This is a genomic window from Mycoplasma sp. P36-A1 (assembly GCF_049478495.1).
In the GTDB taxonomy this organism is placed as follows: domain Bacteria; phylum Bacillota_I; class Bacilli_A; order JAJDGJ01; family JAJDGJ01; genus P36-A1.
On record NZ_CP168083.1, the window covers coordinates 207,577 to 224,865 of the forward strand.

Genomic DNA, 17,289 nt, shown 5'->3' on the forward strand with positions numbered 1-17,289 from the left:
TAATATAAAGGTATCAAATGCGGGTGTAGTTTAATGGTAGAACTTCAGCCTTCCAAGCTGACTGTGAGAGTTCGATTCTCTTCACCCGCTCCATTATAAAACTATTAGCTCTTAAGTTGCTTAGGCAAGTTAAGAGTTTTTTTATAATTAACTAGCTACTTAAGCTACTTTTTCAGCACTAATTCAATCAGGGATAACAATAGTTATTCCTTTTTTTGATGTTTGTAAACAAGTAAATACACCCAAAAATTAGATAGTAACTAAAAAAATGAAGACTTTATCTTCATTTTAAGATGATATTATTTTTAATAGGTATAAGAGATGAATCATAACACTAATATTTTATATACTTTTTCACTATAAAGACAAATAAGTAACTAAATATTACAAATAATAACCAAGTAGAAATATTTAATAAATTTGTAAAAGTACTTTGATAGTTAATCATAAATAGTAGATAAAGTAATATACATACAAATAGAGTTACTCTCTTCAAAAAAAAGCTTAATAGATATACCATGGATGAGAATATACATAAGATAATATAACTATTAAAGTTTAGATTAAATAAATAGCTAAATAGCGTTATTATTAATGCGATGCTAGTGAAATGAAATATATACGCATTTAATTTATTGTACTCATTTCCATAGATTAAATGGTTTATTTTTTTAGTATTCATAGAATATGTTACTTCTATAATATTTTTGAAGTAAATACTAGAATACAATATGTAGATATAAGTAATATCTCTATTAACATTTAAAACATTTGAAAAATTATTAAAGAAGTTAAAATAACAAAATAGAACAATTATTAATGTAATAAAGGCTTTTCTATTTATATATAACTCTCTTTTATAATTATTAATAAATTTAAGTTTCATATGATCTTATCCTTTTAAGCTTATTTAATATTAAAGAAAATATTAATGATAAAAAATATAGTGAGATACCAATTAGTGGTATTAATAATTTAATATTACTTAAATTGGTAATACTTATGGGGAAAAATTGAAATAACAGTATAGTTAAACCACTAAACACCATAACCATAATCATTAGGTACTGACTTCCAAAGGTATAATATGTAAATAATGTTATAGAACAAATTATTATATTTACTAGGAACCCAATTATTAGAAAATCTACATTAAACACTAAATATAAAAGTAGTATAAATAAATTAATTATTAGAAAAAATAAATACTTAGCAATGATCCTTTTAGGCCTGTTTAAATCAAAAAAATGAGCTAAGTAATCAAATTCAATCTCTTCCTCATTTTTAAAAGCAAAAAGAATCAATCCAACATTTAATATTGTAAGGGATATAACAACTCCTTTACCAAAAGTTGAGATACTAGTATCTTTTTCAATGAAAACCTGAACAAAAAAACTAATTGCCATGAAAATACATACGATTAATATTATTTTTCTTGATAGTATGAAGTCTTTTATAATAGAATTATAGTATTGCTTAATCATGTGCAACTACCTCTTTAATATCGATAATTTGATCACTATATTGATTTAATTCGGTATCATGGCTTACTCCGATAAAATAAGCATTGTTTTTCTCTAAATATAATTTTAGATAGTTTAAAATCTTTTCCTTAGAATCAATATCCAAACTGTAAAGTGCTTCATCAAATATTATAAATTGTGGCTTGAAAGCCATTAAAATACAAATCAATAGTTTTGTTTTTTCACCTGTTGATAAAGTAGATATATATTTATTTTTTTTAATATCTAATAAACTTTCATATAGTATCTTATATTCTTGATAATCCCATTTTTCAGTTGAAAGTTTGTATATCTTCTCAATTTCATTAATTGTAACATTTGTATAGCCAATATAAGTATCTGGACAATAAACTATACTATTTGAGACATTATCTCTATAATATCTAAATATGTAATTTAACAGTGTAGATTTACCACTACCATTTTTACCAATTAAATGGTAAAAAACACCTTTTTCTATATTCAATTTAACAGGGCCCATTTTAAAGCCACCGTTTGATATTTGATCTATATCTATTTTAAACATATTTCTTCTCTCCTTAAGCATGAATTTGATTTACATCGTATAAAGAATCATAGTAGGCCTCTTACTATAGTGTTTGATGATATCTTTCATATTACCAATTATTGTAATGCTCTTATATTTAGTAATTAAATATAAAGTGAGTATTGCTTTTCTTGAATTATATCATAATTAATAATTAAATAATAAACAATGTGTCTAATTTGTCACTATTACTGTCTAATTTGTCAATTTTTGTAAATCTATTCTTGACATAGATAAAGTATTTGTAGATGAATAATAATAGGGTTAAAAGAAATAGAATATAAATGAGATAGGTTAAACTAGTGTGATACAGGTTAGAAAGTGTTTAATAATAAAGGATTAGATATTTTTTATAATAAGAAGTATCAAAAAAGATATCAATAATATAATCAAATAGTATATAATATTAAGTAACTTTAAAAGAAAAAGGAGATAGATGTGAAAAAGAAAATTATAGTTTTTTTAAGCATATTTACAGTATTATTAGTAATTGCTGGTGGTTTTATAGGTAATTATTTTTATGATCTTGCTCTTAATCCTAATACCGATAAAAGTATGGTATTAAGTGCAGATAATAATGTTATAGAAGGTCAAAAGCTTGATTATGAAGCTAGTAAAAAATGGTATGATTTACAAAATAATAGTGAAGTAAGTGTAATGTCTAAAGATAATTTGAAATTACATGCCTACCAGGTAAAAAATCATAATGCTAATAAATGGGTAATAGTATTTCATGGATATATGTCTCAGGCCAATGCTATGTTTTATACGGCTGCAGACTTTAATGATTTTGGTTACAATGTTTTATTGCCTGATGCAAGAGGACATGGTAAAAGTGAAGGCAATTATATTGGAATGGGTTGGGATGAAAGAAAAGATGCACTTGTATGGATTGATCAAATAATTAAAAACAATAAAAATGCAGAAATAGTATTATATGGTATCTCAATGGGCGGAGCTACTGTAATGAATACAGCAGGAGAAAACTTACCAGCAAATGTTAAAGCTATAGTTGAAGACTGTGGTTTTAGTAGTATTAATGATATTTTTGCTTATCAATTAAAATCAATATTTAATTTACCTAGTTTTCCTATAATAAATTTTGCTTCTCTTACTACAAAAGTTAGAGCAGGATACTTTTTAGAAGATGGTAATACATTAAACCAACTTAATAATGCAAAGGTACCTATGATGTTTATACATGGCGATAAGGATACATTTGTTCCTTTTGAAATGTTAGACAAAGTATATAATGCTGCAAATGTAGAAAAAGAAAAACTAATAGTAAAAAAAGCAGGTCATGGACAAGCAAAATCAGTATTAGGTAGCTATCAATATATGAAAAAAGTCAATAATTTTTTAAATAAGTATGTTAATTAAAAGGAATGCATAGCATTCCTTTTTTTAGACAAAAAAAGAATGAAATTAATCATTCTTGAGTATTTTTAATGTTATAAATAGTGATAATTTGTATTATTTATTTTGTTATCAATTACTATCATAATCAGACAATTTGAAAGAATGTATTTAACTTGCCAATTATCATTTTGAAATAAATGTTATAACATTGTTGTTGCTGCAATAGAATTAATCACAGTTAATGAAATAAATTATTCAATGATTTATTGTTCTTTCTTTTAAGCAAGTTTTTTCATTTAGAAAATCTTTGCTTTAATTGTAATGTCTAATTTTGATTAATATAAAATAGCACATATTTAATGATAGAAAATTATATTATTTTAATTTTAGTCTTAGATCTATTTCTCTTTCAATTTATTGAAAAAGTCATCATCTGTATAATTTATAAATACGGCAGTTTTATCATTTTTAGTAATCATAATATAAGGTGGATGATTTCTATCAAGCACAAGAGTAGACTTAGCATATGCTTGTAAATTAAAGTTACCAACGTTTATACCAGAATTTTGATATCCATCAATGTTACTAGTAATTACAGGTAATTTATCTAACTTAGTAATTTTACTAATATCAGTTTTTTTAACTTTATGTACTTTATCATCATAAGATAAAACAACATAGTTTTTAGTAATTTCGTATTTAAGTTTTGAATTTAAAGGTTGAGTAGTACTTTCAACAGGTTCATTTGTTTCAGTACTTATTTGTACATGACGATCAGGATTAAAGAAACCAATCTTAAAATCTGATGTTACAGCTATAGTTACAAAAATAAGTATTGAAAATACAAACACGACAATCATTTGTTTGATATTAGTATAATTCTTATTTAAAGCATATCGATTATTTAAATATTTATGCCATAAAGAGTTTGTATTATCATCATTATATAATAAACCATATTTAGAAAATTTTTCATCTTGATTACTATCTAGAGTATTCATGCTTTTCAATTGTTCTCCATATTTTGTAATCATATATTGATTTATAAATAAGTTACCACCTAAAAATAAAATAACATAAGATAAAAGTATTAAATAATACTTACTAAAAATACAAATGATAATAGCTACAACTATCGAAACAAGAAAGCTAATTCGGTTTATTTTTAACAGCTTCATCTTATATGACATTGCAGTTTTATAAATAAACTCATTCTCTTCTAGATGATATTGCATGAAATAATTTTTTTGTTTTAGTGATGCTGTCATAGACTTCATATTTAAATATAATAAAATGATTACAATAAGACAAACAATAATGTGTATAATAGTCATAGAAAAACCTCCATGTGATTTAAAAAAGTGTATATACTTATAATAGTATCAAATATGTTATAATAACACAAATATTATTGAAATTTAAAGGTGAAAAAAATGAAAAATATACAAATAAAAAATAGAGATAATGAAACTATTACAATTAATAATTGGCACATTAGTGATGCAAGAGCAGTATTGATAATTGCCCATGGTGCAAGTGAACATATTAATAGATATGAAGAACTTGCTAAATTCTTAAATAATGGCAAGGTTGAAGTATATGGATATAATCATAAAGGACATGGTCCAGAAAGAAAACATAAGGATAAAATCGTAATTGCCGAAAGTAATGGTGATGAAAAGTTAGTAAATGACTTAGAGGATGTATGCTTATATGCATATTCACATAATTCAAAGTTGCCACTATATGTTTTAGGTCATTCAATGGGTTCTTTAATTACAAGAGTGTTAATGATGGAAACTAAGATCAGTTTTAATGGAGTAATCCTAACAGGTACTTTAAATCCTTCATCTAATTTAATAAGAAGTGCAAAAGCAATTGGATTAGTAAATAAAAAAATCTTTGGTTCTAAAAAAATTAGTCCTAAATTAAATAAGCTAGTCTTTGGTGATTTAAAGGAAAGAATATCATATAATAGTGATAATATTAATGAATATATATTAGATGAAGACTCAGGGATACCATTTAGTAACTCTGCAATTGATGATTTATTAAAATTAACAGTAAAAGCAATAGATGAAAACAACATAGCTAACATGCAAAAAAGTAATTATCTATTTATGTCTGGTAAAGATGATGCCTTTTCAGATAATACAAAACAACTTTATGAATTAGTAGATATAATGGATAAATATAATATTAACAATGAGTATCATTTTTATCATGGAATGAAACATGAAATATTAAATGAAGAAGACAATATTGAAGTTTATGTTGATATTCTTAACTTTATAAAAGAAACTTCAGGACACAATTAAGACATAAGTATTTAGTAATTAACTATATTAACCTTATATTAATAAAACTAACTTTAAAATAATAGTTAATTATTCAAGTGTTAATATAAAACACTAATTATTCAAGTATTTAGCCTTATTTAATATTTATTTCACTAATTAATAGATAATTGATAAATTCACATTACTAATAATGAGTATATAGTTAGTTTATGTTAAAAAATAATTAAAATAGCTATTGCATAATTTTGTGTATATGGTATTATATATACAAGAACAACACGAGGGATGTTCTTTAAAAGTATTAAGTAATTTAATACTGAATTTAAACTTCTAAAAATATGTGGGAATGTTTTTAGAAAAAATGCGAAAATGAGAATGTACTTATTAAAATAATGGGAATGTTTTAATAATAACAAAGGGAATTGTTTAAAAAAGATATATTATTCTTTTAAAGTTTAAAATTAAAATGAGAAATTTATAATTAATTGAGGGATTAAATGTAAATTAAAATTGAGAGTTTTTAAAAATTGAGGGATTTTTGAAAAATACGAATTAGAAGTTGCTTAGCAGCTTCTTTTTTGTGTTTATTATATAATATAACTTATTCATTTATTATTATAAATTGACTTGCTCTTAACCATTTGATAAAATTAGTTATATAAATAAATGCGATGAAAAGTAGAGTACTTATAATTTATTATTTACAGAGAGATCTAAAGGCTGAGAAAGATCATGTATAATTATAAGGAAGATGGACTTGGAGCTGGATAGTTGAAATCAAGTAAATTATGCTGTGTTGCCTACATTACAAGGCAAAGTAGATATTTTTATTTACTTATTGAGGTAGTTTAGTAAATAAACTATAAATTAAGGTGGTAACACGAGCATTTCGTCCTTAGCGATGTGCTCTTTTTTTATAAGAAAGAAAGGTATTGATAACATGGAAACTAAAAAAACGTTTTATCTAACAACACCAATATATTATCCAAGTGATAATTTACATATTGGACATGCTTATACAACAATCATTTCAGATTGTATTTGCCGTTATAAAAGAGAAAGAGGTTATGATGTTCATTTTCTAACTGGAACTGATGAACATGGAGAAAAGATACAAAGAAAAGCTGAAGAATCAAATGTAACACCAATAGAATATACAAATAATATTGTAGCTGGTATTAAACAGTTATGGAAAGATTTAAGAATAAGTAATGATGATTTTATTAGAACTACAGAATCAAGACATATGGAAGCAGTTCAAAAAATCTTTTCAATATTTTTAGAACAAGGCGATATTTATAAAGGAGAATATTCAGGTAAATATTGTATTCCTTGTGAATCGTTTTGGACAGAAGCACAATTAGATGAAAATGGAAATTGTCCTGATTGTGGAAGACCTGTAGAAGATAAGACAGAAGAAACATATTTCTTTAAAATGTCTAAATATGCAGATCGTTTAGTAGAATATTATGATAATCATCTAGATTTTATAGAACCAGAAACTAGAAAAACAGAAATGCTAAGAAACTTTATTGAACCAGGTTTAGAAGATTTATCAGTAACAAGAACATCTTTTGATTGGGGAATTCCAGTCTTAGAAGATCCAAGTCATGTAATATATGTTTGGATAGATGCACTTGCAAACTATATTACAGCATTAGGCTATTTAAGTGAAGATGATTCATTAATGGAAAAATACTGGTCACAAGATACTGAAATACTACAAATTGTTGGTAAAGAAATTGTAAGATTCCATACCATTTATTGGCCAATAATGTTGATGGCATTAGGCTTAAGACTTCCAGATAAAGTATATGCTCATGGATGGCTTATAATGAAAGATGGAAAAATGTCTAAATCTAAAGGTAATGTAGTAGCACCACAAACTTTAACTGAAAGATATGGTATAGATGCTTTAAGACATTATTGTTTATCTCAAGTAGTCTTAGGACAAGATGGAACATATACACCAGAATTATTTGTAAGCTGTGTAAATACAGATTTAGCTAATAACTTAGGAAATCTATTAAACAGAACTGTTTCAATGATAGAAAAATACTTTGATGGCAGTGTTTTAAGAACAGATATGAGTACACCATATGATGAAAAACTAAAACAACTAGCAAGTGAAACTATCAAAGAATATGAACAACACATGGATAGATATCATGTAGATAAAGCATCACATGTAGTATTTGATTATGTATCTGCTTTAAATAAATATATTGATGAAACACAACCATGGGTTTTAGCAAAAGATGAAGCAAAGAAAGATGAACTAAAAACAGTACTACTTAATTTATCATTAGGATTAAGACAAGTAGGAATATTATTAAAACCATTCTTATTAGATGGAAGTCAAAGTATTCTAGATCAATTAAATATTACAGAAGATAATAGAAGTTATGAAAGTGTATATGAATTTGATATTACCGATGAAATAACAGTTACAAAACTAGATCCAATCTTTCAAAGACTAGATGTAGCTAAAGAGGTTGAATACCTAAGTAATGGAATGAAATAATGAAAATGAATAAAAACAAAAAGATTACAATAATAGTATTAGTAGTAATAATCTATAGTATTCTTTTAGTTAAATTTGCAAGCAATCCTACAGTACTAATTTCAAGTAAAACAAACGATAAATATTTATCAAGATTTATTGAAAATTATAATATTCTAAAAGAAAATTGGTACTACTTTCAAGGAGAGAAAGAAGTCTTAGAAGCTGCAACAAATGCAATGACTAATTCAAATAGTGATAATGATCACTACTCTCAATATATTGAAAGTGATCAAAGTGAAGAATATTTTGAAAATATGGACTCAGCCTATGTTGGTATAGGTATTCAATATTTTACTGCAGGTCAATATCCTTTAGTTACAAAAGTATATCCTAATTCACCAGCTTCAAAAGCAAAGATAAAAGTTGGTGATGTTATAGAAAAAATAGACAACAAAGATATAAGCAAGATGAAAAGTGAAGATATTAAAGCACTAGTAGTTGGTCAAGCGGGTACTAAAGTAGAAATTACATTAAAAAGATCAAATAAAGAGATTAAAGTTAGTCCTGTTAGAGCTGAATTAGATACAAGTGTTCAATATAGTGTAATAAATAAAAAAGGCTATATAAAAATAGATGAGTTTTCAAAAACTACTGATGTAGAAGTAAAAAAAGCCCTAGACTATTTAAAAGCAAAAAATGTAAAAACATTGATTTTAGATTTAAGAAATAATCCAGGTGGCTATTTAGATGCATTAGAACGAACAGCTGACTTGTTTTTGAAAAAAGATCAAGTAATCTTAAAAACAAAAGATAAAAATAATGAAATACTTGAATATAAAACAACAGAAAAGGCCTATTATGAAAACGATAAAATATTATTATTAGTAAATAATAATACCGCAAGTGCTGCAGAAGCATTTACTGCAGCAATGAACGAAAATCTTAATATACCTATTTATGGAGAAACAACATTTGGAAAAGGAATAATGCAGAATTTCTTTGAATATTCAGATAAGGCATATTTGAAATATACAAGTGCTGAATGGCTTACACCCAAAGGAAACTCTATAAATAAAAAAGGAATAGAGCCGACAAATAAAGTATCTAAAGGTGCCGTATTTGAAGCAACAAATTATTCATATAGCTTTGAAAAAGATTTAAAAAATGATACTGTAAATGGAAATCTTATTTCATATCAAAAAGCATTAAAAGCTTTAGGATATGATTGTAAAAGAGAAGATGGCTATTATTCAAATGATACAAAAAAAGCTGTTGAGAAATTAAAAAATAAATATAATTTAAGCAAAGAAAAGGATTTAAGTATAGTAGTGCAAGCTAAAATAGTAGAAACTATCTTTGTAGAAATAAATGATATAGCTAATGATAAAGTACTACAAGAAGTAATAAAATAAAAAAACAAGACTTAGTTCATAAAAAGTACATATAATACTTTGATGAATAAAAGTCTTTTTTTTATACAGATAAAGTGTTAATTAACCCAAAAAATAGCCTTTATACCATAAGGTTTTATAAAAGCTATTATATTTATAAGTATTTCTTTAAATAAAAACCCTAAATTAATAAAATCTATTAAAGTTCGTTTTATAATAAAAAGATTGTTAGAAAGTTAATATGAAATTCTTAATAACAAATTATAAATACTAAAATAACTTTAATCTTTTTAGCTATTAAAAGTCGCTTATTACTCAAATTTATTAAAGATAAAAAAGATTAATAATCACATAATTAATATATTAATAATAAAAGATATCATATTAATTCCAAAATAAAATTAATTATACAAATTAGCATAATTAATGAGAATAATTAATAAATACTAGTTGTATTTATACTATTGTTTTATCATTTTTTAATTGTTATATTTATAAATATATAAATCAAAAGTATACTAATTGTATACAATTAAACTTATATTTGATAAATACAGTACATATAGAAGATGGGAGAACAGTATGAAAATAATAAAAGTAAAATATATCTTATGTATAAGCATAATAGCTATTTTAGTAATACTAAGAAATAATATAGGGACTAAAATATTAGCAGTAAATACAACAGAAATAAGTAAAGAAAAACCAGTATTAACAATTCCTAAAACTTTAACAATTAAGGTTAATGATAGCTTACCAGTATACAAAGCTAAAGATAAAGAAGATGGAGATATAGAAGCTAAACTTACAAATAATATAGATACTAGTGTCGCAAATATTATTCCAATAGTTTACTATGCCATTGATAAAGATGGTAATCAAGTAATTGCAGAACAATTATTAACTATTACAAGTAGTGAATTAGTAATGGGAAAAGATTATTCTATATATGCAAAAAGTTATACTCAAGCTAAGAGTATGTTTAAACAAAGTAATACTAGTATTGTAAGAAATGCCAAAGCAACAGTTTTTGAAAATAAGACAGGTAAAATAATTGAAAATACGCTTAGTGTTGATAGAAAAGAATATAAAGATGTATATGGAGATTCATATATAACATTTACTACATCTAGAGATAGAAGTATTTCAAATAAAGTAAAAGTAACAACAGATAAAGGCGAATTACCAAAGCTTACTTTAGAAGAATATACTAAAATAAATATACATGAAAGTTTTGATACATTAAAAGATGTAGTAGTAAAAGATGAAGAAGATGAATATACTCTAGATTCATTAAAGCCAACTATAAAAGGCAGTGTAAACACAGAACAAGCAGGATTGTATCCTTTAGAATATAGTTATACAGATAAAGATAGTAATACAGTTACAGTAAATAGAGTTGTCTTAGTAAAAGATGATTCTATAATTGAAGGCGAAAACTTTGTATTAAGTGCCTATTCATTTAACATGAATAACAGTGATACTTTACCCACAAATGAAGAAATAATAGATAAAGCAAAAATTAAAGTCTATGATAAAAAAACAGGTAACATAACAGATGCAGATTTAAGTATAAATACTAATAATTTATCTATGAATAATGGAACATATGGAATAGAAATATCATTAAATAAAGAAGCTACAACTAAAACAACGATAAACATGATTGTTAGTAATAAACAAAGTCCTAAACTAAATGTATCAAGATTCTTAGAGATTAATATGGGAGAAACACTTAAAGATGTTTATGCTCAAGATCAAGAAGATGGAGATATAAAAGCAGACTTAGCAAATGATATTGATATTAATAAACCTGGAATCTATAATTTAGTATACAAAGCTAGTGATAAAGATGGTAATGAAGTAGAGGCTAATCAAATAGCAGTTGTTAAAAATAATGAAATTAATTCAGGGAATAATTATATTATAAAGGCTAATGATTATACTGTTGATATAAATGATGTTAATACTGATATTGATGCGATAATTAAAAGTGCTAACATTCAAGTATTTAATAAACTTGATGGAACGATAAGTAAAGAAAAAGTAGGCATAAATATTAATGATTATGCTGCAATAGCAGGAAAGTATGAAGTTAATGCTTATGTAGAGAATGATAAAACTAGTCAAATAAAATTTAATATTACAGTAGATCCTAAAAATCCACCAACAATAAAAGTTGCTGAATACACTGAAATAACTATTGGAAGTAAATTTAATCCTTTAGAAAATGTTCAAGTAGATGATCAAGAAGATGGTTCATTGAATGTTAATGATGTAGTTGTTATCGGAACTGTGAACACTACAATAGCAGGAGTTTATAAACTAGATTATGAAGTGCTAGATAAAGATCAAAACAAAGGCTTTGCAACACAAGTCGTAGTAGTAAAAGATGATTCAATTATTATAGATAATGATGAAATCTATGTAGTAAACAACCCTAACATTACAACAAGTATTGCTAAAAGTAGCGATAAAGACATACTAAAAAACATTGATATTAAAGTATATAATAAAAATACTGCAGAAGTATTATCAAAAGAATTTGTAGTAGATAGAACAAATCTTAAAGAAGAAGAAAAGACTTATTCAGTAGATGTATCTTTAAAAGATAACCCTAAAATTAAAACAACTGTTTATGTAACAATAGATCAAAAAAAGTCACCATATTTAGAATTAGATAAATTTTTACAATTAAATGTAAATGATAAACTACCAAAAATAAAGGCTATAGATAATGAAGATAAAGAAATAAATGCAAAAATAGATACAACAATCGATACAACAAAAGTTGGAGTGTATCCAGTAATATACTCTGCAACTGATAGTGATGGAAACAAAGTAAGTGCTAATCAAGTAATAGTTGTAAAAGATAATACAATTAGCATAGGAAATGAATATATTATAAGTGCAAATGATTTCACAATACTTGCTAGAGATTCAGACATTGAAAATGACATGATAATTAAAAATGCCAATATTCAAGTATATAATAAGCAAACAGGTGTAGTGGAAACAACACCATTAGAAATAAATCTTAAAGGATTTAATCAAAAAGAAAATAAATACGAAATAGAAGCTTTAGTAACTAAAGATAAAACTACTAAGATAAGTATTATTATTAACATAGATATAGGTACTTTACCAGAAATAAAAACAGCTTTATATCAAGAAGTGAATCTAAATGATAAATTTGATCCTCTTGCTGATGTAGAAATAACTGATAAAGAAGATGGTGCCATAAAAGTTAGTGAAGACAATGTAAAGAGTCAAGTAGATACTACAAAAGCTGGTGTATATAAATTAAACTATGAAGTAACAGATACTGATACAAATAAAGTAAGTGTTACAAAAGTAGTAGTAGTTAAAGATACTAATCTAGAAGTTGGAAATGATTACATACTAACAGCAAACAAAACAACAACAAAAAATAAGGCTAATTGGAATGAACAAGATATACTTAATAATACAGAAGCTAAAGTATATGATAAGAAAACAGGTAGTATATTAAATGAGAAAACAGTAGTAGATGCCACTAGTTTAAGCAATGAAGTAAAAGAATATCCATTAAATATATCTGTTGAAAAAGAACCGACAACTACTTTAATAACTAATGTAAAAGTAGAAGATAATGCAATGCCACAATTTACAATACCTAAATATATTGAAATAAATAAAGGTGAGACATTAAATGAAGTAAATGCAAAAGACCAAGAAGATGGTGAAATTCCAGCTAAGATGAGCAATAAAATAGATACAAATGTACCAGGTGTATACAAAGCATATTATAGTGCAACTGATAAAGAAAATAATAGAGTAGAATTTACACAAATTATCGTCGTTAAAGATAAAAGTATCTCTGTAGGTGATAACTATATTTTAAAAGCGAATGATTTTACAGTTAGAATGAAAGATTTTTCGCTTGATGGAAAAGATGTAATAAAAACTGCCAAGATCAAAGCCTATAATAAGCAAACAGGTGAAGCAATCAATAATAGGATAGAAATACTTTTAAATGGATATAATCAATCACCTGGAAGTTATGAATTAGGAATATATCTGCCAATAGAATCTACAAATATACTGAAAATCAATGCTACAGTAGATCCAAAAGAAATACCAGAAGTTACTATCCCAGAGTTTACACAAATAAATGTAAATGATAGTTTTGATAATAATACAAATGTAATCATAAATGATAAAGAGGATGGAAGTATCAAACCAACTATAACAGGTAGTGTCGATACAACTAAACCAGGAGTATATGTTTTAGATTATGAAGTTAAAGATAGTGATTTAAATGTCATTAATAATAAACAGGTAGTAGTTGTAAAAGATGACAAAATAAATATTGGTACTGATTACATAATATCAGCACAAGATTTTAACTTAAGACCATCACAGGTTGATACTAACATACTTGCGATAAAAAAAGCTGCAAATTTAGTAGTATACGATAAAAAAACAGGGATAGAAACAAAAGATGCAGTTTCTGTTAATGTAAATGACTATAATACGAAAGTAGGATCATATAAAATAGCTTTTACTTTAGATGATCAAACAACAAAAGAAATAACAGCAAATGTAGAAACTGGAGAGTTACCAACTATTAACATTCCACAACTAACAGAATTGAATCTAAATGATAAATTTGATAACACATCAAACTTAAGTGTTAGTGATAAAGAAGATGGAACTATCAAAGCAACAATAACTGGAAGTGTTGACACAACTAAGCCAGGAGTATATCCAGTTACTTATACTACAGTAGATAAAGATGGTAATAAAGTAGATAGTGAACAACTAGTAGTAGTAAAAGGTGAGAATGTTACTGTGGGAACTGATTACATAATAGTAGCTAATAATATAGATCTAGATAGTAAAGATTTAAATGATCAAAATATTATTAGTAAAAGTAATCTTAAAGTATATGATAAAAAAACTAATAAAGAAGTAAGTGATCAAGTAGTTATAGATAAATCTAGTTTTAATAATCAAACAGGAACTTATGATATTAAAGTAGCTATTGGTAGTGAACAAGTTATCATAAAAGCAGATGTTAAAGTAGGTGAAGCACCTATAGTAGATATTCCAGCTATCTTAGAAATAAATGCTAATGATACTTTAAGTGATGTAGAAGTAAGTGATAAAGAAGATGGAACTATCAAAGCAACAATAACTGGAAGTGTTGATACAACTAAACCAGGAGTATATCCAGTTACTTATACTACAGTAGATAAAGATGGTAATAAAGTTGATAGTGAACAACTAGTAGTAGTAAAAGGTGAGAATATCACTGTGGGAACTGATTACATAATAGTAGCTAATAATATAGATCTAGATAGTAAAGATTTAAATGATCAAAATATTATTAGTAAAAGTAATCTTAAAGTATATGATAAAAAAACTAATAAAGAAGTAAGCGATCAAGTAGTTATAGATAAATCTAGTTTTAATAATCAAACAGGAACTTATGATATTAAAGTAGCTATTGGTAGTGAACAAGTTATCATAAAAGCGGATGTTAAAGTAGGTGAAGCACCTATAGTAGATATTCCAGCTATCTTAGAAATAAATGCTAATGATACTTTAAGTGATGTAGAAGTAAGTGATAAAGAAGATGGAACTATCAAAGCAACAATAACTGGAAATGTTGATACAACTAAACCAGGAGTATATCCAGTTACTTATACTACAGTAGATAAAGATGGTAATAAAGTTGATAGTGAACAACTAGTAGTAGTAAAAGGTGAGAATGTCACTGTGGGAACTGATTACATAATAGTAGCTAATAATATAGATCTAGATAGTAAAGATTTAAATGATCAAAATATTATTAGTAAAAGTAATCTTAAAGTATATGATAAAAAAACTAATAAAGAAGTAAGTGATCAAGTAGTTGTAGATAAATCTAGTTTTAATAATCAAACAGGAACTTATGATATTAAAGTAGCTATTGGTAGTGAACAAGTTATCATAAAAGCGGATGTTAAAGTAGGTGAAGCACCTATAGTAGATATTCCAGCTATCTTAGAAATAAATGCTAATGATACTTTAAGTGATGTAGAAGTAAGTGATAAAGAAGATGGAACTATCAAAGCAACAATAACTGGAAGTGTCGATACAACTAAAGCAGGAGTATATCCAGTTACTTATACTACAGTAGATAAAGATGGTAATAAAGTTGATAGTGAACAACTAGTAGTAGTAAAAGGTGAGAATATCACTGTGGGAACTGATTACATAATAGTAGCTAATAATATAGATCTAGATAGTAAAGATTTAAATGATCAAAATATTATTAGTAAAAGTAATCTTAAAGTATATGATAAAAAAACTAATAAAGAAGTAAGTGATCAAGTAGTTATAGATAAATCTAGTTTTAATAATCAAACAGGAACTTATGATATTAAAGTAGCTATTGGTAGTGAACAAGTTATCATAAAAGCGGATGTTAAAGTAGGTGAAGCACCTATAGTAGATATTCCAGCTATCTTAGAAATAAATGCTAATGATACTTTAAGTGATGTAGAAGTAAGTGATAAAGAAGATGGAACTATTAAAGCAACAATAACTGGAAGTGTTGATACAACTAAGCCAGGAGTATATCCAGTTACTTATACTACAGTAGATAAAGATGGTAATAAAGTAGATAGTGAACAACTAGTAGTAGTAAAAGGTGAGAATGTTACTGTGGGAACTGATTACATAATAGTAGCTAATAATATAGATCTAGATAGTAAAGATTTAAATGATCAAAATATTATTAGTAAAAGTAATCTTAAAGTATATGATAAAAAAACTAATAAAGAAGTAAGTGATCAAGTAGTTGTAGATAAATCTAGTTTTAATAATCAAACAGGAACTTATGATATTAAAGTAGCTATTGGTAGTGAACAAGTTATCATAAAAGCAGATGTTACTGTAGATAATCAATCTGTAGATAAAGGAAAGCCTGCTAAGATTGTAACAGAAAATTACCAAGAAGTTTCTTTAAATAGTAAGTATAGTTATCTGAAAAATTTAAAAGTAAGTGATAAAGAAGATGGAATTATTAGTAATGATAAAGTTACTTACAAAAGTGATCTTAATACTAAAATTGCTGGTGTTTATAATGTACAATACAAAGTTATAGACAGTGATTTAAATGAAACGGTATTCACTAAAGTTATTCTAGTTAAAGATTCAGCTTATGTTAAAGATAATAATTTAATTATTAATGCTTATAGCTTTGAAATAAATAGTGACAATTTAGATTTAAGTATCGATAATCTATTAAAGTTATCTAAAGTTAGAGTTTATGATATTAGTAAATTAGAGTGGATTAAAAATCCTGCAGTTAAAATAATAAGTAATAATATAATGAATAAGCCAGGAACTTACCAAATAACATTATCAATAAATCCAAAAATTACTATTAATGTAATTATTAATAATAGTACTACTGGTAATGATAAAAATAGTAATGTTAAAAATCCTAAAACAAAAGCAAGTACTGCAGAAACAACTAAATCAAATTTACCAAAAAGTGGAACTAAAACTATTGTTCAAATAGTGGTATTATTTTTACTATTTGTAGCTTTATTAGCTTTTAAACAAAAAAGAAATAGATATTAGAATTATTGTAATTGAAAGTGTATATAATACTCTTTTTCAATATATC

8 protein-coding genes, 1 tRNA gene and 1 other annotated feature are annotated in these 17,289 nt (G+C 25.4%); of the genes, 6 read left to right on the plus strand and 3 right to left on the minus strand.

Annotation, left to right across the window (positions count from 1 at the left end; genetic code table 4):
• Window positions 1-19: 19 nt before the first annotated feature.
• Window positions 20-93, plus strand: a tRNA-Gly gene (locus tag ACD762_RS01025).
• A 782-nt stretch (window positions 94-875) separates the two neighbouring features.
• Here ACD762_RS01025 and ACD762_RS01030 read toward each other — a convergent pair.
• Complete coding sequence (locus ACD762_RS01030; protein WP_423363963.1) at window positions 876-1,484, minus strand: ABC-2 transporter permease; 609 nt, start codon at window positions 1,482-1,484, stop codon at window positions 876-878.
• Window positions 1,477-2,049, minus strand: a complete 573-nt coding sequence (locus ACD762_RS01035; protein ID WP_423363964.1) for an ATP-binding cassette domain-containing protein — start codon at window positions 2,047-2,049, stop codon at window positions 1,477-1,479. The genes ACD762_RS01030 and ACD762_RS01035 overlap by 8 nt, the downstream gene beginning before the upstream one ends.
• Window positions 2,050-2,508: 459 nt before the next feature.
• Between ACD762_RS01035 and ACD762_RS01040 the strand changes: the two genes are divergently transcribed.
• The gene (locus ACD762_RS01040; RefSeq protein WP_423363965.1) at window positions 2,509-3,450 is read left to right on the plus strand and encodes an alpha/beta hydrolase; all 942 of its coding nucleotides are present in this window, start codon (window positions 2,509-2,511) and stop codon (window positions 3,448-3,450) included.
• A 377-nt stretch (window positions 3,451-3,827) separates the two neighbouring features.
• On the opposite strand, the gene ACD762_RS01045 is transcribed toward ACD762_RS01040, so the two are convergent.
• Window positions 3,828-4,763, minus strand: a complete 936-nt coding sequence (locus ACD762_RS01045) for a hypothetical protein (RefSeq protein ID WP_423363966.1) — start codon at window positions 4,761-4,763, stop codon at window positions 3,828-3,830.
• A gap of 99 nt (window positions 4,764-4,862) precedes the next feature.
• On the opposite strand from ACD762_RS01045, the gene ACD762_RS01050 reads away from it, so the two are divergent.
• The 4 genes from ACD762_RS01050 (at window position 4,863) to ACD762_RS01065 (ending at window position 17,243) form a co-directional block, all read left to right on the plus strand.
• The gene (locus ACD762_RS01050; RefSeq protein WP_423363967.1) at window positions 4,863-5,747 is read left to right on the plus strand and encodes an alpha/beta fold hydrolase; all 885 of its coding nucleotides are present in this window, start codon (window positions 4,863-4,865) and stop codon (window positions 5,745-5,747) included.
• 644 nt (window positions 5,748-6,391) lie between these two features.
• Window positions 6,392-6,629: a binding site (T-box leader), on the plus strand.
• 40 nt (window positions 6,630-6,669) lie between these two features.
• Entirely contained in the window at window positions 6,670-8,253 is a 1,584-nt protein-coding gene (gene metG, locus ACD762_RS01055; protein WP_423363969.1) for a methionine--tRNA ligase, read from the plus strand.
• On the plus strand, window positions 8,253-9,647 hold the full coding sequence (locus ACD762_RS01060; RefSeq protein WP_423363971.1) for a S41 family peptidase: 1,395 nt from the start codon (window positions 8,253-8,255) through the stop codon (window positions 9,645-9,647). The genes metG and ACD762_RS01060 overlap by 1 nt, the downstream gene beginning before the upstream one ends.
• A 561-nt stretch (window positions 9,648-10,208) precedes the next feature.
• Window positions 10,209-17,243 carry an immunoglobulin-like domain-containing protein gene (locus ACD762_RS01065; RefSeq protein ID WP_423363973.1) on the plus strand — a complete coding sequence of 2,345 codons (7,035 nt, stop codon included), beginning with the start codon at window positions 10,209-10,211 and terminating at the stop codon, window positions 17,241-17,243.
• Window positions 17,244-17,289 lie beyond the last annotated feature (46 nt).